Genomic DNA, 23,735 nt, shown 5'->3' with positions numbered 1-23,735 from the left:
TCTTGTTGCATCAAGTTAGTGCACAAATTCCAATTTAGTGCATACTTTTGCTTTATATCGAGTCTTAATAATATTTTGAAATTGTTGATCTATTTTTTCATACAGCCAAACACTTCACGGATTCAAATCGTTGGTTATACTTGAACCAATTTGTGACAAATAGCACCAAAAAGAATCGTATATGCAAAACGTTGATCTACTCTTTCTCTTGCTTGGCGCAGTGCTTGTACTCGCTATGCATGCAGGCTTTGCTTTTTTAGAGCTGGGAACAGTTCGCCATAAAAATCAAGTCAATGCACTCAGTAAAATCATTACTGATTTTTCAATCTCAGCAATCGCCTACTTCTTTGTCGGTTATTACATTGCCTATGGCCAACATTTTTTCCATACAGGTGCTACGCTTTCAACTGAGCATGGCTACAATTTGATGCGTTGTTTTTTCCTTTTGACCTTTGCTGCAGCAATTCCTGCCATTGTTTCTGGTGGCATTGCAGAACGTGCCAAAATGCGTTCTCAAGCCATTGCAACCCTATTTATTGTAGCGCTGGTTTATCCATTTTTTGAAGGGATCGCGTGGAATGGCAATCTCGGCCTGCAAAAATGGTTAGCGGATACGTTTGGTGCAAGCTTCCATGATTTTGCTGGCTCTGTTGTAGTCCATGCAATGGGCGGCTGGATTGCGCTTGCGGCAGTATTACTACTCGGTGCGCGTAATGGCCGCTATAAAAAAGATGGTCGCGTAAGTGCGCATCCACCCTCGTCTATTCCTTTTTTAGCGCTCGGTTCTTGGATCTTAATTGTGGGCTGGTTTGGCTTTAATGTCATGAGTGCCCAACGCTTAGATGCAATCTCAGGTTTAGTTGCCATGAACTCACTTATGGCAATGGTAGGTGGCACACTCTCTGCAAATTTCTTTGGAAAAGAAGACCCTGGTTTTTTACATAATGGTCCCTTAGCAGGTTTAGTGGCAATTTGTGCAGGTTCTGATGTGGTTCATCCCATTGGCGCTTTATTTATTGGTATCTGTGCAGGTTTTCTGTTTGTTAAACTGTTTACCTATACACAAAATAAACTCAAGATTGATGATGTACTCGGGGTTTGGCCATTACATGGCGTTTGTGGTGCATTTGGTGGTATTGCTGTGGGTCTATTTGGTCAGCAGTGGTTGGGAGGAATCGGCGGAGTATCTTTGATGTCTCAGCTGATAGGTACGCTACTTGCCATTTTACTGGCTTTAGCAGGTGGATTTGCCGTATATGGTATGCTTAAAGCCACGATGGGGATTCGTTTAACACAAGAAGAAGAGTTTCGTGGTGCAGATTTATCGATTCACAAGATTTCTGCAAACTCTGAAGATGCAATGTTTTAAGCCTTTACAAAGTCTGGTTTTAATTTTATACATTTTGCGGCTGAAAAGCCGCTTTTTTTATAGCCTGGAAATGACAATAAAATAATTTTCACGATAAAATTTTAAACTAGAATCACTCTACCTTAAAGAAAATGATTTAAAATATGTATCTTAGAATACGCATAGATATTTTCTTCTGTATCACCGCTCAATAATAAGACTGCTCATTATTCAACAATTAAGTCTAATTTAAGGTTGTTTTTTTCTAATAAGCGCAGATTAAAATGATTATATTGAGTAACTCGCCTCATGCCCTATTCCGATACAAATAAATTTTTCATAAATAACAGTTTATTGTTAGGAATATTATTTTTAATATTGTTCTTTGTCTTTCCTGTTGGCGGCGCAATCGATATGTATTTTATTCAGCCGTGGATAGATAGCACTGGTCATTTCCCACTCAAGAACAATTGGTTTCTTATTGAAATTAATCACAAGCTACTTAAACATATTGTTATTGCCTTTTATATTGCAGTCCTAATTTCATGGATTACGTCTTTTAAAGTTGCAAAATTAAAAACCTATCAATGGCAATTGGGCTATTTATTTTTTATTAGTGTTTTATCCACTGCACTGATTGGTATTTTCAAATCCCACTCCGCACATGCCTGTCCTTGGTCCATGACAGAACCAACTGCTTTAGGCTATGTTTGGGATTTTTCTGCAAGCAATGGGCATTGTTTTCCGGGTGGCCATGCCAGTACAGGTTTTTCACTGCTCACTGGCTTTTTTGTATTTAGACAGTCAAATTCTAAAATTGCTTATTTTTTCTTAGTCTTAGGTCTGGTGCTTGGTTTGATTACGGGTTGGGGGCAAATGATGCGTGGTGCGCATTTTCTTAGCCATAACCTTTGGACAGGCTGGATTATTTTCACTTTTAATTTAATTATTTATCGTATTTTTTATAAAAAATTTACAACCTAACGATCCAAAATATTCAGCCATATACTATTATCTTTATTAAAAATGCGATTCTAAAAATAAGCTTCTTGTATGCATCAAAATGAGCATTCAATACTGACATCGTTTTAAATATCGATGAAACAAAGGTGGTGTTTCTAGCGTGAAGCATCGCCTACACAAAGTGATTAAAACTTTAAACGTAAAACGTGACATTGCAAACTTGATCTTCATACAGTTAATTTCGATGTCATGGTAAAAGTTTCATGCTTGATAGAGCTTCGCCACATTTAAAAATCATTCCAAAGCTTACTTTTACAAAAGCAATCATGTATTAGACATTTAAAAATAAATCACTCGTCATTGTCGCTTATTTAAGCGCTGATCTACTTTTTATTCCAATCTAAAACGCGAAATCAAGTGATGTATCGCTATATGCGTCATTCAAAGCATTACATTTTTGTCAGAATTTAAATATTAAATTATTAAAGCAATCTTAATTTTTACAATTTTTTATATTTTGTTTATACTTGAGTTAATTTAGTAATCTTATACGTGCAAAATATGAGTAATTTTTCTAAATTTCTCCGCAATTCGCTTAAAATTCAAGACCAAAACATTCAGTCTTATCAGTTGGGTGGTGGCAAAGTGTGGCTTAAGAAAGCCTCTGAACGCCACTCAGCTTGGATTTATGTCCCATTAAAATGGGTTGCACGTATACTCAATATTGAAGCACTCACCCCTATTCCAAATTATGGTGGTAGTAAATCGATTTATTGTGAAGTTCATCGTCTGACAGAATTAAATTCATTAGGTATTCCAACACCACAAATTTTAGCCAATTGTTCACAAGGTCTATTGATTGAAGATGCTGCTGATCAGGGTGAAGATGTCATGCAACTTGATCAGGCATTGGCACAAATGGAAGGAAATACAGCTAAAAAACTCGAATTTTATCGTGAAGCAATCTTTGCCATTCAAGCTGTACATCACAAAGACAGTTATTTAAGCGAAGCATTTGCACGAAATATTTTAGTCAATAAGGACAAAACATTTACTTTTATTGATTTTGAAACAGATCCCGGTGAAGTGCTGGACTTAGAAACCTGCCAAATTCGAGATTGGTTATGTTTTATTTTCTCAACAGCATTCCGTTTTAATGATGATGAGCTTGCTCAAGCTTGCGATATTTTTATTGGAGAAATTTATCCAAGTAAATCAAAATACAACGAAATTTGCCGTATAGGCAATAAACTTAATTGGGTCGCAAATTTTAATTTGGGTAAACTTGGCAGTGATGGTCGTAGAATGCAAAAATGTCTAGAATTTTTTCAGTATATGAAGAAAAATGAACCACTTCCATTAATGTAGAAATGGAATCATTCATTTTCCAAGCATCTCACTTCTCTGTTTTGATATCACACTGAATTGGGATTTTGACCAAGACACTGAGTCCGCCCAATTCTTCACTACGGGATAAAGACAGTTCACCACCTAAATGTTGAATGGCTTTATCCACGATCGACAATCCCAAACCACTACCCACTTCTAAGTGATGGTGTACGCGATAAAAGCGTTTTAAGACTTTATCGTACATCTCTGGGTCAATTCCTAAACCACTGTCTTCAATCAAAACATAAGCAAAATCATGAACATCTTCAAAGACTGATATATTTATCATGCCTGAAACAGGGGTATATTTTATTGCGTTATCAATTAAATTAAAAATGATTGAATGAAGACTATGTTCTACACTTTTTAAAATCACTGTTTCATTACGCACAAAGCCAAGATCGATATCTTTTTCCATCGCAAGATTCATCAACTGTTCAACACAATTGAGTGCCACATCATTCAACTTAAATTGAGTCACTTGAACTTCATGACTTAATGAAGAATCTTGCTTTGCTAAGGCAAGCAGTTGCGTAACCAAATGCTGCATCCGTGCCAAACCTTTGCTTAAATTTTGTAGATTTTCCTCTTCAGGAAACTGACTCATCAAAATTTTAGTTTGCAGATTCAATGCAGTGATGGGGGTGCGTAACTCATGTGCAGCATCTGCCACAAATTGTCGCTGTTCTTGTTGAGCAACAGAAATTCGCTCAAACAAATGATTCATTTCATGGATCGTCGGCAGCAATTCTTCTGGATAGTGGGCATTTTGAATTGCGATCAAGGAGTTTGAATCACGTTTTGCCAGTTCAGATTTAAAGTCCTCAAGTGGCTTTAAACTGCGACGTATAATATAAACCAAGCCCAACAAAGCAAATGGAATGATCAGTAAATATGGAAGAAACATACTGCCTGCAAGCTCTAAAGCCAAATGTTCTCTGACTTTTTCCTGCTGGCTGATTTGAATCTGATAATTTGCAGTCGGTAGGATGTAGGTAATCCATATGCCGTGCGCTGTTTCTTGACTATAGAAACCCGCTTTTTGCTTAGGTTCAACAATGACATGATGCGGCGTATTTTGGGTTTGTTTAGGTTCAGCATACGCCCAAACATCTATGAATAAATCTTCTTCATGATAGCGTTTGTGGATATCAAAATGACTTTCAATGGGGCGTGGATTTAACTCCACCCGCTCTGCAAGATAGACCATCTGAGCATCTAAAATTTCATTGATCTCTTCTAAAGAAATTTTATATGCTGAAAAAACCAACACACAACCAAGTAAGATACTAAAAATAGACGTATAACGAATTAAACGTTTTCTTAAGGAAAATGCAGTTTCCATATCATTCCGCTTTTTGTGGTTGCCCCAAACGATAACCTAACCCACGAATTGTACGAATAATATCTTTACCCAATTTCGATCGGATATGGTGCACATAGACTTCAATTGTATTGCTGTTGATTTCGCTATCAAAAGCATACAATTTATCTTCTAAATTAGATTTAGAAAATATTTTATTGGGATGGGTCATTAACGGAATGAGAATCGCCCATTCACGGTTTGATAACTCCACCGTTTCGCCTCTAATTGTGGCAATATGCTGTTCTACATCTAAAACAATTTCACCATTTTTTAACAGATTTGAAGCACTTCCTGTTACTTCTTTCGCTGTATCGCCTGTGCGACGTAATAATGCATGGATACGAGCCACCAGTTCATCAAACTCATAGGGCTTAATCAAATAATCATCTGCGCCTTGATTTAAGCCTTCAACACGATTTTGCAATTGATCACGTGCTGAAATAATCAGAACAGGCAAACTCGAACGCTGGCGAATTTGTTTTAAGACCTGCATCCCATCCATCATAGGCAAGCCTAAATCAAGTAAGACCAAATCAAATTGTTTCTCCGAAATAAGCTTTAGGCCATCTAAACCATTATTCACCCATTCCACATCAAAGCCTTGATATTTCAACAATGTTTTAGATGATTCTGCAATCATAAAATCATCTTCTATCATCAAAATTTTGGTCATGGTTTATATCCTTTCAATCAGCTTTGTACAGCACATTGCTGCAACATATTATTTTTTTGATCTATGACTTGAGTCTGGACATTTAGCAAACTCAAAAGACTTGGAAATAAATTATCTTGACTCAATGTTGCCCCTTTTTGTTGATTTAAACAATTGATTTGTTTTGCAGCTGCAGATTTCCATGCATCTGAAAACCACATCAGCATAGGTACATGGGTCTGTTGAGTAGGTGCAATCGCATAAGGCGCACCATGTAAATACATACCACGTTCACCTGTAGACTCACCATGGTCAGATAAATACCAGAACCCTGCACGATAGTTTTCTTGCTGTTTCAAAGTTTCAATCAATTGATTTAAAATATGGTCTGTATAGACAATCGAATTATCATAGGTATTAATCAATTCAGTCGATGAACAGCCTTGTATCGCATTGGTTTCACAAGTCGGTTTGAATTTTTTAAATTGTTCAGGTGCGCGTTTATAATATGCAGGTCCATGACTTCCCATTTGATGTAATACGATCAAATGTGGTTGCTTATCATCTTTTGGTAATTGACTTAAATATAGGTTTAAGCTGTCTACCAAAATACCATCTTGGCATTCGCCACCTTGGCACCATTTTTTCTCTAAATCTTGAGGGATAACAAATTTCTCAACACGATCACAAGTCCCCTTGCAGCCTGAGTTATTATCAATCCATGTCACCTTATAGCCTGCACGTTGTGCAATATCCAGCAAACCTTCTCGATGACTGGCAAGTTGCTCATCATAATCTTTACGCGGCATGCCTGAGAACATACAAGGTACTGAAACTGCGGTTGCGGTACCACAAGAGCTGACTTGAGAAAAATTAATTAGATCAGCCTGCTTTGACAATTCAGGATTGGTATTCTTTGCATAACCATTTAAAGAAAAACTCTCTGCACGTGCGGTTTCACCAACCACCAAAACCATCAGTTTAGGTTTATGTTGTAAAGTCGCATCGTTGACTAAATGTGCATCTTCACCATAACGAATCAAAGGTAGATTCTTTTTCGGTGCTTTTTTATGGAAATAAGACAGTGTTGAAGCCACTGTATTTTGTGGAGAGATCATGCCTTTTAAGTCACGATGCTCACGAAATATAGCAGCATAATCCACATAGAAAACAAATAATAATGCTGCTATAACAGCGAAAGAGCCCGCAATATTTAGGCTTTTAAATAACAGTACTTTGCCAATTTTTTCTGGTTTAATTTTTATCCATAGAATCAAAATGATGGGTAAAATAACAAAACCCAGTGTCCAAATAAAAAATTGTAAAGAAAGTAAGTCTGTTACTTCACCAGGATCTGTTTGTACCATATTCTGAATTTGATCAGGCGAAATCACGACACCCAATGAGTTAACAAAATAAGCACTAAAGCCACCGATGAAGACCAAGACAATTGCAAAAAATTTTGCTGTCCATTTCCAATCTAAAATTTGCAATAACAGATTATATAAAGCAACCAGTACAAAAGCTGTCGCAATCAGAAAAAGTTGTGCTTTAACTCCCTGATAAGGCGTTAGAGACTGAACTTTATTTAAAAAACTAAAATTTAGGCACAAGCCTAACCACACTGCGACAATAAAATTAAAAGCAGTCAGGGAAATGGAGACTTCACGTCGTTTTATACGCTGTATTAAGTTAGACATTACTGTGGTGATACTCTTTTCAATGGTGTTAAGTTAAAAAATGAAGCTTAAACTGAACTTAAAAAGCACTTTCCCAAGCATATTGCACCACTGATCTTAATTGTAATCGCCTTTCTATTTCTCATAATCTGAGAAAATTAAAATCAAATAAAGCATCCACAAAAAAAATGAGTATTATTTTATAGCCCGTAGATTATAATACTGCTTATTCCATTCAAAATAATTCATTTAAAGTTAATAATTTGGAGCTAAAGTTATTCTAAATCCAACAAAAGAATAATACACGAATTGCTTTCTATACGTAAAAAAATGACGAAAAAGTAATTTTTTATTTTCCAATCAATGTAAAACACATCAAGCTTTTATTAAAAAATAAAGGTAAAATCACATTAAATCAAAGAGATTCATGTATTAAGTCAAACCGCACTAATCAAACAATTTATTTTACATCATGACAATATATTATAATCTTAACTATCCCTAAGAAAAATTATTTAATCTATTTCATTCAATCAAAAAACCACTAATCATCGCACCACATACTCAATAGTAATTATACTCATTATCAAACCCAAGCCCACAATATTATGTATATTGTATATTTTTAATCCAATACATAATCGGAATTAGGCAAAAAATACCAATCACTAAAATCAAACTTAAAAAATTTAAATATCCCAATTGATCGCCAATCACGCCACTTAATGTATACAGTAACCCACTGATTGTTGCCATAACAGAGACCTGAAAAGTGAAATCTGTACCTGCATGTTCATGACGACTATATTGCATTACTAAAGTTAAGATCACGACTAAAAGCATTGCAGCACACATATCTTCTAAAGCGTTGATCAGATAAATTAACCACGGCGCTACAAAGTGCGATTGTTCATATTGAGCTGCTAACCATACGAATCCCGCTAAACTGATCAATTTCAAAATAGAAAATAAGATTAAGGCTTGGTGGCGCTTTAGTTTTTTTAGCAATAAACTGGCCAAAGCTGCACCGAATAATGCAGAAAATGCCCCCAACATCGTGATATAAATGCCGATTTGAGAAAGACTTAAGTTAAGATCAACCAACAAAGGCTTGGTAATGGGACCAGTAAAGCCATCGGTTATTTTGATGGTACAAAGCACAAAGAACCACGTTCTTAATTTTTTATTGGCAAAGAAGTAGCTTAAGTAGGTTTTAAATTTTTCAATAAAGTGCTTTGCAGCTTGATTCTGTAAATGTGGTGAAGCAGCCTTTTTCAAGTGTTCTGGTTCTTGATAAAACCAGATAGGAATTGTATTTAATGCCACAATGCCAGCCAAAATCAAAAATGTATTTTGCCAACTTAGCCAGTCCATTGCCCATAAAATTGCCCCGCCCCCAACAATAAATCCTAAACGAGAACCAATGACTTGAAACATATTCCCGATATGTTGCTGATCCCCTTTTAAAATACTCACCGCTAAACCATCCGTCGCGATATCTTGGGTTGCACCAATACTGTTCATACAGAGCAACACCATAAAAAACAATAATAAATAAATCGGTTCATTCAGGGATTGAATCGGTAAAAAAGATAAAATGCTCAGGATAGCAATGGTTAAAACTTGGGTTGGAATAATCCAACTTCGATAATGCCCTTTGGAACGATGTCCAAAGCTATCCACAAAAGGCGCCCATAAAATTTTAATTGCCCAAGGTGCCATGAGTAATCCAAAGCCACCGATATGGGCCAAAGACACCCCTTGTGAACGTAAAATCACTGGTAAAGCATGGGTCATAAAACCAACAGGTAAACCTTGCGCCCAATACAGTGAAAATAACAACAAATAGGTGTTTCGCATGTAATCTAAGCTCGAACGATGTCAATATAAATGGGCCTAATTAGATCTTGTATGTATTGCTTTAATCTACGAATTTTGTAATATTTGCATTTTGCAGATAGTTACTATTAAGCAAAAAACTAAAATCAATACAAGAGCAGTCATATAAAAACACAATGTCACAAAACTTTCCGATCATACCAGATCAAGTGCCTCAACGTGGTACAAGCACCAGTCGTAACATCTTTAAAAACCTTTACTTAGTTCAAGGCTGGGGATTTGAAGGTGAATTTCCCAACTTACCCAAAGCAGTGGTATTTATCGCACCACACACTTCAAATTATGATGGTTTATATGCTTTCCTCGCCATGTTAGGTATTGGTGTTAAAGTCACAATTTTTGGCAAAGATAGCTTGTTTAAACCACCACTCAAAGCACTTTTTGAATGGATTGGCGTGATTCCTGTGCATCGAGATTCACCGCATGGACTCACTCAACAGATTATTAAGGTTATACAACAACAAGATAAAATTTGGATTGCAATCGCACCTGAAGGTACCCGGAAAAAAGCTGAAAAAATTAAAAGTGGTTTTTATCATATTGCAATGGGCGCCAATATACCGATTGCAATTTTTTCGCTCGATTACGAGAAAAAGCGAATTCACTGTTTGGGTACATTGCAACCTACTGGAGATTATGAGCAAGATTTAGCAGAAATTTTATCGCGTTTTAAAGGTAACTTTTCACCTAAAAGACCTAAATTATTATCGATTCCTTTACAAAAACTATTGAAAAATGGCTAGAAAAAACAGAGACAATCTGTTCAGATGTGCAACATATATTTTGATCAAAAGTAATACCCCCATGCGTTTTAAACAACTCGGTTTTATAGGCTTATTGGGTCTAGCCCTTGTTGGCTGTGACAAAACCACCAAAACACCAACTCAGACCACGGCAATTAAAGCACGTGAGCCTGTTATTGCGATTGCTTTAGGTGGCGGCGGTGCAAAAGGTTTCGCTCATATTGGTGTGCTCAAGGTTTTAGAATCTCATGGGATCAAACCTAAAATTGTGACTGGAACCAGTGCTGGAAGTTTTGTCGGCAGTATCTATGCCAGCGGTAAAACCCCCTATCAAATGCAGCAAATTGCACAGCAATTGAAAGAATCTGATTTGCGTGATTTAACCTTAAATAGCCAAGGTATTGTTCTTGGTCAAAAACTACAAGATTATGTCAATCGTAATGTTGCCAATAAACCGATTGAACAATTTCCAATCCGTTTTGCAGCAGTTGCTACACGCTTAGACAATGGTAAAAAAGCAGAATTTATTAAAGGGAATGCAGGCCAAGCAGTTCGTGCTTCTTGCAGTATTCCCAATGTTTTTGTACCCGCAACCATTGGCAATACCAAATATGTTGATGGCGGTTTAGTTAGTCCAATTCCGGTCCAAACTGCACGTGATATGGGGGCAGATATCGTGATTGCGGTCGATATTTCTGCACGTCCAAGTGGTAGCCAACCGATGAATATGTGGGGCTTATTGGATCAAACCATTAATATCATGGGACAACAAAGTATTAACAATGAGTTGGCTCAGGCCAATATCGTGATTCAACCTAAAGTTGGTCACTTAGGCACGCTTGATCTTAAGTCCAGTAACCAAGCGATTTTAGAAGGTGAAAAAGCAGCCCAAGGCAAAATCATCGCCATTCAAACGGCAATCAATAACTTTAAGAAAACACCTGCTGCATTAAAACCTGCACCGCGAGCAAAATTTTAATAGCGCAAAAGGGTTCATATCATCAAGCATGATTGAAAACGAGAATAATCACGTTTTTATATGCATCACTTAAATGATCTGCTACATTGATATAGATGATCCGTCATCTATATCAATGATAATCACTAGAGTAGATGTATGAACTTTATTTTTGAACCGTGGCATTGGTTTGTACTTGGCATATTGCTGATTCTATCTGAACTGGTGTTACCAGCGTTTGCTGCTTTATGGTTTGGTATCGCTGCAGTTGTGGTCAGTATTTTGTTGTGGTTATTTCCAAGTATGAGTTTCACCCTGCAAGTCGTATGCTGGATTATCTTATCCATCATTTGTACTGTGGCGTGGTTTAAATTCATTAAACCTCTATCTGTAGATAAAACCAAAGCTGGGCTTTCTCGTGAAGCAACCATTGGTCAAACGGGTATGGTCATTCAAATTGGGCTTAGCCATGATCAAATTCGTGTTCGTTTTCCAATGCCTGTTTTGGGTTCTGATGAATGGAATTGCCGTACTTTATCGCCTGTACAAGTAGGTGACCGTGTACGTGTGACTGATATTTTAGGTAATGATTTAGTGGTACAACTACATTCATCATCTTAATAATGAAGAATAAAGAGGAAAATTAAATGGGTTTTGGTTCTATTGTTGTTTTAGTCTTATTTCTGTTTGTGGCTGTGACCATTTTCAAAGGCGTGCGTATTGTTCCTCAGGGTTATAAATGGATCGTACAACGTTTAGGTAAATATCACACCACACTAAGTCCGGGTTTAAACTTTGTCATTCCGTATGTGGATGAAGTGGCTTATAAAGTCACCACCAAAGATATTGTTTTAGATATCCCATCACAAGAAGTCATCACCCGTGATAACGCGGTATTGGTGATGAATGCTGTGGCTTATATCAATTTAACCACACCAGAAAAAGCGGTGTATGGTATTGAAAACTACACTTGGGCAATTCAAAATTTGGTGCAAACTTCACTCCGTTCAATCGTCGGTGAAATGGATCTAGATGATGCATTGTCATCACGTGATCATATCAAAGCGAAATTAAAAGCGGCGATTTCTGATGATATCTCAGACTGGGGTATCACACTAAAAACCGTGGAAATTCAAGATATTCAACCATCGCACACCATGCAATCAGCGATGGAAGCCCAAGCTGCTGCGGAACGTCAACGTCGTGCAACTGTGACCAAAGCAGATGGTGAAAAACAGGCCGCTATTTTAGAAGCGGATGGGCGTTTAGAAGCCTCTCGCCGTGATGCGGAAGCTCAGGTTGTATTGGCTGAATCTTCACAGCGTGCCATTGAAATGGTGACCTCTGCTGTGGGTGATAAAGAAATCCCTGTTGCCTACTTACTCGGTGAGCAATATGTCAAAGCAATGCAAGACATGGCCAAATCGAATAATGCCAAAACTGTTGTGCTCCCAGCAGATATTATGAATACTATTCGCGGTGTGATGGGTAGAAACTAATTTTTGCAATTTTAAAAACGTTCAAAAATAGGCAGCCGATGGGTTGCCTATTTTTTATTTTTAAAAATGCCGCTTAAGTTTTAGGGCCGAACAATTGTCCGTTTTTTCCGTCATCTATAGTTAAATTTCACGCTACTAAAAATCCTCTCTTTGCATCTGCATTTGAGATTTAAAGATCGATATTAAAATGAAATTATATAAAATACAGAAAGATGAAGAGTTTGAAGATGATGGGCTTTGCTCTATTACCTTTTGGTTCGAGGATGACCCACCGAGATATATAACCCTATGTCGGGATGAACTAGAATGTCCAAGCAGTATTTACATTGAATATACTGATCAAATATATGGATTTAAAACCAGAGACATCGAATATTCATTTGAAAACGGACGATTAACCCTAAAGCTGTTGGTTAATTCGTTCAGATGGAATAATTCCAGTGATATTGAAATTTATATCCCCGAAGCGGAAATTGACTCAGTGACATTCATCATGAAAAAAATATTTGATCTCAATTAAATTAGCTTTTTCTTGCCAACAAAAATTGCGAAATTTGGTTCAATTCCTGTGCATCCTCACCAAAATACGCTAAAGCTTTAAATGCCTGGTCATGTAATTGCTGCGCATAAATTTTGGCATTTTCTAAGCCCATTAAGGCAGGATAGGTCGACTTATCTACTTGTTGATCTTTGCCCGCAGTTTTGCCCAAAGATTCAGTGTCAGACACCACATCTAAAATATCATCTTGTACTTGAAATGCTAAACCAATCGCTTGACCATATTGACGCAATTGTGGAATGGCTTGATCTGTACCTGAAAAAACTGTCACGGCAGACAGCATAATTGCAGCTTGGATTAAAGCCCCTGTTTTATTGCGATGGATATTTTCTAACTGTGCTTGATCAACATGTTTGCCTTCAGCCTGTAAATCTAAAACCTGACCACATACCATTTTTGAACTTGCTGTGGCTAAGATTTGCATCTGTTTAAGAATAATACCCTGTTCAACAGCTTGACCTTGATCGAATAGACGGCTTCCTAATACCTCAAATGCCATCGATTGTAAAATATCACCAGCTAATAGCGCTGTATCTTCACCAAAAGCCACATGACAGGTTGGCTGTCCGCGACGTAACAAGTCATTGTCCATACATGGCAAGTCATCATGTGCCAATGAATAGCAATGAATAAACTCAATCGCAACCGCAGCTCTACGCACGGCTGCAAAATTCGGATTATTTTGTTTTAATTGTGCAGTTGCATAAATTAAAGCAGGTCTAACTCGTTTTCCACCTAACATCACCGTATGATGCACTGCAGATTTTAATGGCTCTGGCAATGAAAAAGCATCTAAAGCAGCTTGTAAATCTTGCTGAATTTGCACTTGCGCTCGTTTTAAAATTTCTGCATTAACATTGGGAATAGAAGTCACATCTGCCTCGGTTTGTACGAATCGCTAAAACTAAAATCAGTAGTTTTAGATACATTGGTAAATTGGGTGAGTCAGCACATTCTACTATGAGTCACTATAATTCTCATCCTTTAATTCCAACGCAACCATTTGAATAAGTGCAAGGCATCTATATTTCATTTTTTAATAAAAACAGTGAGTTTCGGCCTTTTTCTTTGGCAGAACGTACTGCAAACTCTAATTTTTGTAAGACATCCACCTCAGTTGGCTGATTGTGTGGATCTAAATGATAGATTCCGATAGATGCCGTAAGATATTCATTATTACTACCAAACAATATCTTTTCATTGGTAACTGCAAATTTAAGCCGTTCTGCAAGTGTCACCACCGCCCACTCGGTCAGATGTTCAATCACAATAACAAAACTTGCTGAATTTAAGCGAAAAATTTCTGCTTCTTCAGTTTGAGCAATCGCTTCATTTAATACAGAACCGAGTTGTATTAGAACCTCATCACCTGCAGTATAGCTATTGAGTTGATTAAATCGTTTAAAATTATCCAAATCAATTTTAAGAAAAGACAAATGCGAGTCACGACTTTTTTGCCAGACTTTATCTAAATAATGCTCAAAAGCAAAAGCATTCTGTAAGCCTGTGACAAAATCTAAATAGAGATGATCGTGCAATTTTTTATTATTTTGCAAAAGTACATTTTCACGGCGCTTCAAACGCGTTATATCCGAACATACGACTACCACTGTTTCAATCTCATCATATTGGTTACGTATTGCTTTAAAATAAGAAAGATAAAATTTTCCTTTGACGTAGAATTCTTGTTCAAAATAATTTTTATTTTTTGAGAAATAACGCATTGCCTCATTAAAATGTGCATAAACAACGGTCGAAAATGTATTGAGTAATTTATCAAACAAGTACAATGCATCACTTTCATAAATATCAGCAAATTTTTGATTTACCCCTAAAAACCGCGCTTCCTGATCAAATAAAGCGATGGGTAAAGGAATTTGTGAAATAAAAGAAACCAGATGCAATTTATCAATATCTTGTAAATATTCAAAAACTTTGATGTCTTCAAGGCTATCTCGCAGTTTTTTAGACTCTTGTTCCATACGCCACCTCGAAGCCAATAAATTTTTAATCTATTGAAATCAGCATTTAATGTATTAATTTTTTACAACAGCAAATCATCAGAATTGCTATCACATAAAGTAAGTATGATAAAATACTGTAACTATTTTGCCACACACAATACAAAAATAGTACTTTTATTGATGTAAATCACAAAAAATAAACCTTGCAGATGCAAGGTTCTAAAAATTTCAACGATCAAATCACTTAAATGCTATTTGAAAGCAGATAAAAACGATTAAAAACTATCTGCTGGCACTCGAACCCAGCCCTCCATCAATACGCGTGCACTACGACTCATGATGGCTTTCTTAACAACCCATTGCCCTTTTTCATTTAGAGCTTGAGCACCCACGCGAAGTGTTCCAGAAGGATGTCCAAAGCGTACTGCTTCCCGTTCACCGCCTCCGGCAGCTAAATTCACCAAGGTATTTGGAATTGCTGCAGCTGTTCCAATCGCGACCGCAGCCGTTCCCATCATGGCATGATGTAATTTACCCATCGATAATGCACGCACCAATAAATCTGTATCGGTTTCACTCACCTGTTTACCACTAGACGCGGTATAGCTTTTAGGTTGCGATACAAATGCCACTTTTGGGGTATGTTGACGATTAGCCGCTTCATTGATGTCTTGGATTAAACCCATTTTTACCGCACCATAAGCACGGATTTTTTCAAAGCGCGCTAATGCTGCTACATCACTGTTAATATCGTCTTGTAATTCAGTTCCGTTGTATCCAAGCTCTTCGGCATTTAAGAAAATTGTAGGAATACCTGCATTGATCAAAGTTGCTTGAAATGTACCAATTTCAGGAACCTCTAAGCTGTCTACAACATTTCCTGTAGGGAACATTGCTCCACCATCTTCCCCATCATCAGCAGGATCTAAAAATTCAATTTGAACTTCTGCAGCTGGAAAAGTGACACCATCCAATTCAAAATCACCCATTTCTTGAACTTGTCCCTGAGTAATAGGCACATGGGCAATAATTGTTTTATGAATATTGGCTTGCCAAATACGAACTGTACAAATACCATTTTCTGGAATCCGATCAGCTGCAACCAAACCATTACTGATTGCAAATGAACCGACAGCAGCGGTTAAATTACCGCAGTTGCCACTCCAATCTACAAATGCTTTATCAATAGACACTTGCCCAAACAGATAATCAACATCATGATTTGGTTGTGAACTCTTGGCTAAAATAACTGTTTTACTGGTACTTGAAGTCGCCCCGCCCATCCCATCAATCTGTTTTCCATATGGATCTGGACTACCAATCACACGGAGTAATAACTGATCACGGGATTGCCCCGCTATTTGTGCACGTTCAGGCAAATCATCGAGTTTAAAGAAGACACCTTTACTGGTACCACCACGCATATAGGTTGCTGGGATTTTGATTTGAGGTGCAGCGCTCATTTTATCGTATTCCTTTCAATTCTCTTTGTTGTCTAAAATAATGAATCTTCATTCAGTTTTATACTACCCTTTTTTTGAGTAAAATACTGACAGATTGACTTAAGTCTTAAATAAATCTTGGCATAAAGCTTAAATATTAAACAGATTTAGTTTGCTTTGAAAATTTACAATTAATCTTATTCCATTGAAAATGAATAAAAAAATTCAATATATTATTTTTTGACTTCTCAGTTCCTTTCCATACATCTATCGCATACTAGGCTAAAAGTAACCAATCTATTACAATAATTAAATTCGCATAAATAGAGTTGTACACATTGAGCAACGAGTCTACACAATTACAGCGTGGACTTAAGAATCGTCATATCCAATTGATTGCCATGGGCGGTGCAATTGGTACAGGATTATTCTTAGGTTCAGCACATGTGATCGAAAAAGCTGGGCCATCCATTATTTTGGGTTATGCCATTGGTGGTTTGATCGTTTTTTTAATTATGCGTCAGCTTGGGGAAATGATAGTACATGAACCCGTTGCTGGTTCTTTTAGCCATTTTGCCAATAAATATTGGGGTAAATTTCCTGGTTTTTTAACTGGTTGGAACTATTGGATGCTGTACATCCTAGTTGCAATGACAGAATTAACTGCGGTCGGCAAATACATCAATTATTGGTGGCCTGAAATTCCAAACTGGGTGTCTGTACTGTTTTTCTTCGTTGTGATTACACTGGTCAACTTAGGAAATGTGAAATTTTACGGTGAATCCGAATTTTGGTTATCCATCATTAAAGTCACTGCTATTGTTGCAATGATTGTATTTGGTATTTATTTGGTTCTAACCGCAGATGTAAGTTCAGGGATCGCTTTTTCAAACTTATGGTCTCATGGTGGCTTTTTTCCAAATGGATTTGACGGCTTATTCTATATGCTGGCTTTCCTTATGTTTGGTTTTGGCGGTATTGAATTAGTTGGTATGGCTGCGGCTGAAGCCAAAGACCCAGAAAAAACTATTCCTAAAGCGATTAATCAAGTTGTGCCACGTATCCTTATCTTTTACGTAGGTTCGATGATTATTCTGTTGTCTTTGGTGCCTTGGAACCAGTTAAATTTTGGTGGTTTAGATAAAAGTCCATTCGTTATGGTCTTTAGTATGATTGGGATTGCATGGGCAGCTCATCTGGTTAACTTTATTATCTTAACTGCTGCATTATCTGTTTATAACAGTGGGATGTATGCCAATAGCCGTATGCTTTATGGTTTAGCAAAACAGGGCAATGCACCTAAAATTTTTACCAAAACCAATAAGCATGGTGTACCAATTCCATCCGTATTACTTTCTGCATTTTTAATTTTGGGTTGTGTACCTTTAAATTATTATTTACCAGAAGATGCGTTAAGTCATTTGATGTATGTGGTGGTTGGTGCTTTAGTTTTAAACTGGTTAATGATTACACTCACGCATTTGAAGTTTAAGCGTGCTCTACGTTTGACCAATCAAACCAGTAAATACCCTGCACTTTGGGCACCTGTTAGTAATTTTGTGGTGATTATTTTTATTGGTATCGTTTTATATATCATGTGGGATCAAGGGTTTAAAGAGTCCGTATTGATGATTCCTGTATGGATTACCCTGATGTTAGTCCTGTTTGATATTTTAAATCCAAATGAAATAAAGACTGAAAACAAATAAATCTAACACAAAGCTATTATTTCGATAATAGCTTTTTTTTCATATGCATATACGGTAAATTATTTGCTTATTGTGCCCTTAGCTTAACTGGATAGAGCAGTTGCCTCCTAAGCGACAGACGTGGGTTCAAGTCCCGCAGGGCGCACCAATATAGATTATAAGAAGATATAACATAGTATATTAAGCTATTCAGAAGTATTGAAAATACTGAGCTTTTATAATTTAATAGTCTAAGATAGTTTATATTAATCCAGCGTTTTTAACGGTACTTATAACGGTACCTCTTAAATACCGCTATAAATGGTACCGCTAAAATGGCTAGAACCGTTGTACCGCTAAACGATACAAAGATTAAAAAGGCAAAATCTGAAGATAAGAACATAAAACTTTCAGATGGTGGTGGCTTGTATCTGCTTATTGATAAAAACAACAATAAGTTTTGGCGATTTGATTACTACCGCCCTTATTCAAAAAAACGAAATACAATCAGCTTTGGAATTTATCCAGAAGTGTCACTTGCAGATGCACGTGCACGTCGAGATGAAGCCCGTAGTCTTTTGGCTCAGAATTTAGATCCACACGAAGAAAAGAAACGCATTGCTTTAGAGCATGGCGACTCTTTAAAAAATACTTTCGAGTTTGTAGCCAAAGAATGGTTAGCTAAACAAAAATTTGCAGATTCAACTTATAAGAAGTCTGAAAGTTTATTTAGCGTAATCTTTGAAGGTATTGGAAAGAAACCAATTAACAAGGTCACGCCAGTAGATGTTTTAAATATTTGTCGAATCTATGAGAGACAAGAAAAGTTTGAAACTGCCAAAAAAGTAAAAGTTAAGTGTGGGCAGGTTTTAAGATATGGTGTTGCAACTGGATTGTGTGAGCGTGATGTTACTCAGGATCTCCGTGGTGCGCTTACAACTCCTGTTGCTGAACATATGGCAGCCATAACCAATCCAAGCGAATTTGCCCTACTGCTGGATGATATAGATCACTATGAAGGTACCATCATCACCAAAACTGCATTAAAGATTGCTCCATTGGTTTTTGTTCGACCAGGAGAGCTTCGCCATGCAAAATGGAGTGATATAGATTTTGATGAGAAAATTTGGTCCTATACCCCACCAAAAACAAAAAGTAAGACTGGCGTTGAACTTATTGTCCCACTGTCAGATCAAGTTATGGATCTGCTTCAAAAGATTCACCCAGTCACTAGCAATCAAAGTGATTATGTATTTCCAGCAGTCACATCCAACTCAAGACCAATGTCTGAAAATACGATTACTCAAGCACTAAGAAGACTAGGCTATCAAAAAGAGAAAGTTTCAGGACATGGGTTCCGCGCTTCTGCACGTACAATGCTTGAAGAAGTGCTTCAATTCCCTGTTGAAATTATTGAGATGCAGTTAGGCCATCAGGTACGCGACATGCATGGTCGAGCATACAACCGTACAAAGCATTTAGAAAAACGTCGGCAGATGATGCAGAAGTGGTCTGATTATTGTGATGAGTTGAAAATAGGGATTAAAGGGAAATAAAGATGCCAGCATTAATTCTGTTTATTCTTATTTTGATATGGGCAATATTTTTTAAAGATTAAATTCTTCATAAAAAATTGATTTTATATACACGATACGCAAGTTTTATTGTTGTTTTAGCTAAATTGTCATTACAGTTAAAGATTTCATATAGAAATTCCGACTAAGTTAAAGTGAGTGTGTTTGGTTGACAAATCTCTATTTTAGCAATAGATCTTGGTTGACAGATTTCAATTTTAGCAATAAAGCCCTATTTAAGAGCCTTATTCTTCGCATCATTCAAAGCACTGCACTCATTGTATTTAGCTACAGTATCAATGATCCAAAGTGTGATTTCTTTACCCTGCCCTGATTCGAGTTTTAGTAGTTTAGGACAAGGTACAGCTAAGTTAGCTGGAATCGTCGGGGATAAGTGAGTTGATGATGCGCAAGCCGTCATCATCAATACAAACATTGTGATAAATAGGACGCTCAATGATCTTTTGCACTTCACGGATTTTAGTTTCTGTGATGACACGTTGTTCTGATTTAAGTTGCTCATAATCTGCGCTCACTTTATTTATTTTGTTCTGTTTTTCGATTAATGCTTTTTGCTGATCATCTTTAAGTTTTTGGATCTTGGCTGCGCACTTCTGTTCAGCATCTTGAAGTTTTCCACTTAGATGATTTGTATATGCAATTTGCACAAGGTATAAAAAAATAAAGACCGCAATTGCGATCAATTTTTTATACTTCCACATGATTATGGCTATTGGCATCATTGCACCCCCATGCATTTGCTATATCGATCTTGTTGGCGTGTCCAAACGCCATAGCAACCATTGGATCTAATCGAGCAATCACGCTTCGCAACGTATTTATATTTCAGTAGAGATGCGCAAGCCTGTTTGTACTGCCCTGCTCTGAGATTACGGAGCATCGATGAGCCATTCCAGTTTGCTTGGCCATAGTTGTAAACAAAGTCGAGATATACGTCATATTCAGTCTGAGTAAGTTTCACGCCATGCAACGACTTACGGAAAGCAACTTCATCTTTAGCGATATGAGCCTTTGCAATTTGAACAGCACGTTCTTTAGAAATTGGCTTATCAGTCATTTTGACTTTAGTACCATTTTCGTATGATGTGGACCCGATACCGATTGTTGCCACTTTAGCGCTATCTAAATATGGCTTTGATTTGTACCCCTCATAGCCAATTAAAGACGTAAAAAAAAGCGCTGATGCGCTTAATGTTGTTACTATGATTTTAGTCTTGTTTGACATCAATCTTCCCCTTGATTTGAAGTGATGCGATATAGGCCTTGTGTTCTAGTTCATCACGCTTATCTTTCTTGCGTGCGTAATACCAGTTCATGATTAAGCCGGCAATCGCAATCAAAATACTGAACCAAAATGCTATATCCAATGAGGCGAACCAAGCTAGAGCACCGCCAGCACTGCCGCTATATGTGATAACTTTGCCAGCTACCACACCAGTTGAAGCCTCTACAATTTGTTGATTATCTGCCATTGATACCCCCTAATTTTTGGCAATAAAAAAGCACCCTTTTGGGTGCTTATAAGTTTTCAAACAACGGCTTAATCAAATACGCATAGAACGCTGCACCATTATTATTTAAGTGAACTCTATCAAAGCTAAGCGAATCACCGTCTGCAAGTGTTGGAGCAAAAGCATCTGGATAATTACTAAATGCGTCATATGCAAGTTGCTTAAATTGCTGTGTCACAGGGATGAAAATATATGGCTTACTTGCAACATATATTTCAACAGCTTCATAGTTTTCAAATATGGTTTTAACTCGACCAACATTTTCAGTTGAGCCTGATCCGTTCCATGCTGGCACATCTACAAGCCCAAATTTAGGTTGTTTGTTTGCATCCCAAAGGGTGTCGTAATCAACACTTGTTGCAACAGTATCACCATAAAATATGATTTCGCATTTTGTGTAATGATCTGATTTTTGATAAATCGAATTGGGAAACATTCCGAGATCATCAAAATAAGCTTTCTTTGCAATGTTCACATAGTAATTAGGATCGGTTTTAAGGGCTTGCCCAAAGCCTGCACCCCAATTGATGCTTGTCACTTCACACAGTATCAAATCAGGCTTAAATTCCCAGATATCAGAATCTTGATAGTTTTCTAAATTCTCTGGTGAGCCTGCCAAACCCCAAGCATGTGAACCTCTTGCCGCATTAATGAACGTAAGCATGTATTCACGGGGCGACCATTCAAAACCGACTACATTAAATCTATTTGAATTATTGCCCTTTGAAATCGTGATATTTTTCGCAGTCGCTAATGAATCAATACCGCCACTTGCCTTATTTTTGCATCGCATTTTTAAGCGCTTTTGATAGCATGTGTTACCCTTAGTTTCTGTTACAGCACTTTCCAACATGCTGAAAACAAAACTATTAGCTTCAACCCAATTTGTGCCATTAAATACCTCAACTTTTGAATTACCTTCTGCAATTGAAACTGTGCAATTTCCACTTTGGCTGTCACTGCGATAAATAAAGTTAAACTGCCATGCACCAACAGGTATTACAGTAGAAACACTTGCGTTTGCAGAAATAGTAGTCTTTGTTAAGCCATTCTTTTTAAAATCAAAATCATCCCAAATATCAATATCACTTTCAATCAAGCGATTCTTAATAGACCAATCACTTGATGAATAAGTTAAATCAGTATGATCATATCTGCGATATTGCTGGCCCTGCCAATAGCCAATTAATGCATCAAATATGTGTGATGACAGATCATTGGTGTGCAACAGTGGAGGTCGAGTCTTTGCATCAGATCGAATCGTTGTATACAAATTTCCCTGCGTCAACGATGTACCTGTAATGCACACAGTTACATCACCAGTTTTATTGCGCAACTTGTTGTAAAACTTCGGGCATTTTTCTTGTAATAAATGACGATAGTTTGGTTGCTGTGGATAGTAGTCTTTAAGATTTTTCTTAATAACTGGGTCGGGTTTTATGCTTTCCTCGTATGCTAATTTTCCGAAATAATCCGCTTTAAGAATGGAAAAATTCGTGTAAGCAACATCAGAGCATACAATCAGCTTGGATGCATACGCAGGTACTTTAATAACTTTTAAATTAGGTTCATTGTTACCCTCTTGACTAACAATAACCCCACTATCCGCAACAAAATAATAAGACTTCACATCACTTATTTTTTTTGCATCAATTTTGAATAAATCATTTTCACGCACATTTTCTACAACCGTGCTTACAACAGATGTGGATGTGACACGTTTAATTTTTGTTGGATCTGCTGGGTCTGGAATATAAGCAATATAATATTGTTTAGGATAATCACCACTTAACTCAATTGTTTTGCTTTCATAACCAGTAACGACTTCAAACTTAAACTGTAATGCGTGGACATAAAGACCATTAACATACAGTGTTCCATCTTCCATGATTGTGACAATTTCATCTGAAACAGCAGGTGTTCCCGTTGACTCACTAATTACATTTAAACTATCATCAGCTAAATACCAAACTTTTGAAATATTGTAATCCATACTTCTGATTAAATATTTCTCATCCTTTTTAACTTTAAGTTTTTTATAAAAAAAATCACTTGATGCGCCAAATGTAACTTTTCCATTTGATTTGTAGACTGCTGTATTGTCAAAACTATCAGGGATTTTGTTCACTTCATTTACATATTTCTTGGCTTGATCCAACTCGCTCAAACCTGTATCGATCCATGCACCATCTTTCCACAAAAATAATTTCTTTGTGTCTAATGCTTTGGCTGCGGTTGGTGACACCAAAGGAACACTAGCAAGCAATTGAGATTGAGTTTCGAAAGGCTGAAACCCACCATTCTCCATCAGAATTTTTAATGCTTTGGCGTGGGTAGGATATTCTTTGTTTAGTCGAGTAATGACATCTTCATTTTCATTCCCACTCCAATATTTTTCCCAAGCTGAAGCATTTTCATTCGCTTCAACTAGCTTTTGTTTTGTAATAATCTCAGCCATGCTTTTCTCCAAGCATAAAAAA

20 protein-coding genes and 1 tRNA gene are annotated in these 23,735 nt (G+C 37.0%); 10 read left to right on the top strand and 11 right to left on the bottom strand.

Translation table 11 applies throughout. From position 1 onward, the window contains the following. The first annotated feature begins 181 nt into the window (after positions 1-181). The 3 genes from ACZ5QH_RS05100 (at position 182) to ACZ5QH_RS05090 (ending at position 3,679) form a co-directional block, all read left to right on the top strand. Positions 182-1,369 (top strand): ammonium transporter, encoded by a 1,188-nt coding sequence (locus tag ACZ5QH_RS05100; protein ID WP_004819515.1) that lies wholly within the window; start codon positions 182-184, stop codon positions 1,367-1,369. A 288-nt stretch (positions 1,370-1,657) separates the two neighbouring features. Further along, the gene (locus tag ACZ5QH_RS05095; RefSeq protein ID WP_004819513.1) at positions 1,658-2,332 is read left to right on the top strand and encodes a phosphatase PAP2 family protein; all 675 of its coding nucleotides are present in this window, start codon (positions 1,658-1,660) and stop codon (positions 2,330-2,332) included. A gap of 540 nt (positions 2,333-2,872) precedes the next feature. After that, complete coding sequence (locus tag ACZ5QH_RS05090; RefSeq protein ID WP_004819512.1) at positions 2,873-3,679, top strand: BUD32 family EKC/KEOPS complex subunit; 807 nt, start codon at positions 2,873-2,875, stop codon at positions 3,677-3,679. Positions 3,680-3,707: 28 nt separating this feature from the next. Here the strand turns inward: ACZ5QH_RS05090 and ACZ5QH_RS05085 are convergent, their stop codons facing one another. The 4 genes from ACZ5QH_RS05085 to ACZ5QH_RS05070 form a co-directional block, all read right to left on the bottom strand. Beyond that, the gene (locus ACZ5QH_RS05085; RefSeq protein ID WP_004819510.1) at positions 3,708-5,045 is read right to left on the bottom strand and encodes an ATP-binding protein; all 1,338 of its coding nucleotides are present in this window, start codon (positions 5,043-5,045) and stop codon (positions 3,708-3,710) included. A gap of 1 nt (position 5,046) precedes the next feature. Next, positions 5,047-5,739 (bottom strand): DNA-binding response regulator PmrA, encoded by a 693-nt coding sequence (locus ACZ5QH_RS05080; RefSeq protein ID WP_004819508.1) that lies wholly within the window; start codon positions 5,737-5,739, stop codon positions 5,047-5,049. A gap of 17 nt (positions 5,740-5,756) precedes the next feature. Next, positions 5,757-7,418 carry a phosphoethanolamine transferase gene (locus tag ACZ5QH_RS05075; RefSeq protein ID WP_034616150.1) on the bottom strand — a complete coding sequence of 554 codons (1,662 nt, stop codon included), beginning with the start codon at positions 7,416-7,418 and terminating at the stop codon, positions 5,757-5,759. A gap of 585 nt (positions 7,419-8,003) precedes the next feature. Then, positions 8,004-9,257 carry an MFS transporter gene (locus ACZ5QH_RS05070; protein ID WP_303577909.1) on the bottom strand — a complete coding sequence of 418 codons (1,254 nt, stop codon included), beginning with the start codon at positions 9,255-9,257 and terminating at the stop codon, positions 8,004-8,006. 155 nt (positions 9,258-9,412) lie between these two features. Between ACZ5QH_RS05070 and ACZ5QH_RS05065 the strand changes: the two genes are divergently transcribed. The 4 genes from ACZ5QH_RS05065 to ACZ5QH_RS05050 all read left to right on the top strand — a co-directional run bounded on the left by ACZ5QH_RS05065 (position 9,413) and on the right by ACZ5QH_RS05050 (position 12,496). After that, on the top strand, positions 9,413-10,039 hold the full coding sequence (locus ACZ5QH_RS05065) for a 1-acyl-sn-glycerol-3-phosphate acyltransferase (protein WP_303577908.1): 627 nt from the start codon (positions 9,413-9,415) through the stop codon (positions 10,037-10,039). A 61-nt stretch (positions 10,040-10,100) separates the two neighbouring features. Further along, a complete protein-coding gene (locus ACZ5QH_RS05060) occupies positions 10,101-11,018 on the top strand; it encodes a patatin-like phospholipase family protein (protein WP_004819500.1) in 918 nt (305 codons plus the stop codon). A gap of 138 nt (positions 11,019-11,156) precedes the next feature. Next, on the top strand, positions 11,157-11,618 hold the full coding sequence (locus ACZ5QH_RS05055; protein WP_004819499.1) for an NfeD family protein: 462 nt from the start codon (positions 11,157-11,159) through the stop codon (positions 11,616-11,618). Between the two features lie 26 nt (positions 11,619-11,644). Next, positions 11,645-12,496, top strand: a complete 852-nt coding sequence (locus ACZ5QH_RS05050; protein ID WP_004722624.1) for an SPFH domain-containing protein — start codon at positions 11,645-11,647, stop codon at positions 12,494-12,496. Between the two features lie 521 nt (positions 12,497-13,017). On the opposite strand, the gene ACZ5QH_RS05045 is transcribed toward ACZ5QH_RS05050, so the two are convergent. The 3 genes from ACZ5QH_RS05045 to prpF all read right to left on the bottom strand — a co-directional run bounded on the left by ACZ5QH_RS05045 (position 13,018) and on the right by prpF (position 16,482). Further along, on the bottom strand, positions 13,018-13,929 hold the full coding sequence (locus ACZ5QH_RS05045) for a polyprenyl synthetase family protein (protein ID WP_303577907.1): 912 nt from the start codon (positions 13,927-13,929) through the stop codon (positions 13,018-13,020). Positions 13,930-14,077: 148 nt separating this feature from the next. Beyond that, entirely contained in the window at positions 14,078-15,037 is a 960-nt protein-coding gene (locus ACZ5QH_RS05040; RefSeq protein WP_034616133.1) for a sensor domain-containing diguanylate cyclase, read from the bottom strand. Between the two features lie 257 nt (positions 15,038-15,294). Then, positions 15,295-16,482, bottom strand: coding sequence for a 2-methylaconitate cis-trans isomerase PrpF (prpF, locus tag ACZ5QH_RS05035; RefSeq protein WP_303577906.1), 1,188 nt, complete (start codon positions 16,480-16,482; stop codon positions 15,295-15,297). A gap of 317 nt (positions 16,483-16,799) precedes the next feature. On the opposite strand from prpF, the gene ACZ5QH_RS05030 reads away from it, so the two are divergent. From ACZ5QH_RS05030 to ACZ5QH_RS05020, 3 genes are all read left to right on the top strand, one after another. Next, positions 16,800-18,170 (top strand): amino acid permease, encoded by a 1,371-nt coding sequence (locus tag ACZ5QH_RS05030; RefSeq protein ID WP_303577905.1) that lies wholly within the window; start codon positions 16,800-16,802, stop codon positions 18,168-18,170. Between the two features lie 72 nt (positions 18,171-18,242). After that, a tRNA-Arg gene (locus ACZ5QH_RS05025) sits at positions 18,243-18,318 on the top strand. Between the two features lie 166 nt (positions 18,319-18,484). Continuing rightward, positions 18,485-19,705, top strand: a complete 1,221-nt coding sequence (locus ACZ5QH_RS05020; protein WP_303577904.1) for a tyrosine-type recombinase/integrase — start codon at positions 18,485-18,487, stop codon at positions 19,703-19,705. Between the two features lie 389 nt (positions 19,706-20,094). Here ACZ5QH_RS05020 and ACZ5QH_RS05015 read toward each other — a convergent pair whose 3' ends face one another. From ACZ5QH_RS05015 to ACZ5QH_RS05000, 4 genes are read right to left on the bottom strand one after another with little or no spacing between them, the layout of a single operon-like run. Next, positions 20,095-20,463 carry a sigma-70 family RNA polymerase sigma factor gene (locus tag ACZ5QH_RS05015; protein ID WP_303577902.1) on the bottom strand — a complete coding sequence of 123 codons (369 nt, stop codon included), beginning with the start codon at positions 20,461-20,463 and terminating at the stop codon, positions 20,095-20,097. Then, positions 20,463-20,969: a lysozyme gene (locus ACZ5QH_RS05010; protein WP_303577901.1), complete on the bottom strand. Its 507-nt coding sequence runs from the start codon at positions 20,967-20,969 to the stop codon at positions 20,463-20,465. Before ACZ5QH_RS05010 ends, ACZ5QH_RS05015 begins: the two co-directional genes overlap by 1 nt. Next, the gene (locus tag ACZ5QH_RS05005; RefSeq protein WP_275059786.1) at positions 20,953-21,216 is read right to left on the bottom strand and encodes a holin; all 264 of its coding nucleotides are present in this window, start codon (positions 21,214-21,216) and stop codon (positions 20,953-20,955) included. Before ACZ5QH_RS05005 ends, ACZ5QH_RS05010 begins: the two co-directional genes overlap by 17 nt. Positions 21,217-21,262: 46 nt before the next feature. Then, on the bottom strand, positions 21,263-23,713 hold the full coding sequence (locus ACZ5QH_RS05000; protein WP_303577900.1) for a hypothetical protein: 2,451 nt from the start codon (positions 23,711-23,713) through the stop codon (positions 21,263-21,265). Between the last annotated feature and the right edge of the window lie 22 nt (positions 23,714-23,735).

The organism is Acinetobacter sp. Ac8 (assembly GCF_055392545.1).
This window is presented reverse-complemented; position numbering and strand designations above follow the sequence as displayed.

Coding starts and splice junctions, on each gene's coding strand:
- ACZ5QH_RS05075 (WP_034616150.1), bottom strand. CDS start 7,418: ATGTCTAACTTAATACAGCGTATAAAACGACGTGAAGTCTCCATTTCC.
- ACZ5QH_RS05060 (WP_004819500.1), top strand. CDS start 10,101: ATGCGTTTTAAACAACTCGGTTTTATAGGCTTATTGGGTCTAGCCCTT.
- ACZ5QH_RS05050 (WP_004722624.1), top strand. CDS start 11,645: ATGGGTTTTGGTTCTATTGTTGTTTTAGTCTTATTTCTGTTTGTGGCT.
- prpF (WP_303577906.1), bottom strand. CDS start 16,482: ATGAGCGCTGCACCTCAAATCAAAATCCCAGCAACCTATATGCGTGGT.
- ACZ5QH_RS05085 (WP_004819510.1), bottom strand. CDS start 5,045: ATGGAAACTGCATTTTCCTTAAGAAAACGTTTAATTCGTTATACGTCT.
- ACZ5QH_RS05090 (WP_004819512.1), top strand. CDS start 2,873: ATGAGTAATTTTTCTAAATTTCTCCGCAATTCGCTTAAAATTCAAGAC.
- ACZ5QH_RS05095 (WP_004819513.1), top strand. CDS start 1,658: ATGCCCTATTCCGATACAAATAAATTTTTCATAAATAACAGTTTATTG.
- ACZ5QH_RS05065 (WP_303577908.1), top strand. CDS start 9,413: ATGTCACAAAACTTTCCGATCATACCAGATCAAGTGCCTCAACGTGGT.
- ACZ5QH_RS05100 (WP_004819515.1), top strand. CDS start 182: ATGCAAAACGTTGATCTACTCTTTCTCTTGCTTGGCGCAGTGCTTGTA.
- ACZ5QH_RS05055 (WP_004819499.1), top strand. CDS start 11,157: ATGAACTTTATTTTTGAACCGTGGCATTGGTTTGTACTTGGCATATTG.
- ACZ5QH_RS05010 (WP_303577901.1), bottom strand. CDS start 20,969: ATGTCAAACAAGACTAAAATCATAGTAACAACATTAAGCGCATCAGCG.
- ACZ5QH_RS05015 (WP_303577902.1), bottom strand. CDS start 20,463: ATGCCAATAGCCATAATCATGTGGAAGTATAAAAAATTGATCGCAATT.
- ACZ5QH_RS05070 (WP_303577909.1), bottom strand. CDS start 9,257: ATGCGAAACACCTATTTGTTGTTATTTTCACTGTATTGGGCGCAAGGT.
- ACZ5QH_RS05000 (WP_303577900.1), bottom strand. CDS start 23,713: ATGGCTGAGATTATTACAAAACAAAAGCTAGTTGAAGCGAATGAAAAT.
- ACZ5QH_RS05040 (WP_034616133.1), bottom strand. CDS start 15,037: ATGGAACAAGAGTCTAAAAAACTGCGAGATAGCCTTGAAGACATCAAA.
- ACZ5QH_RS05080 (WP_004819508.1), bottom strand. CDS start 5,739: ATGACCAAAATTTTGATGATAGAAGATGATTTTATGATTGCAGAATCA.
- ACZ5QH_RS05005 (WP_275059786.1), bottom strand. CDS start 21,216: ATGGCAGATAATCAACAAATTGTAGAGGCTTCAACTGGTGTGGTAGCT.
- ACZ5QH_RS05020 (WP_303577904.1), top strand. CDS start 18,485: ATGGCTAGAACCGTTGTACCGCTAAACGATACAAAGATTAAAAAGGCA.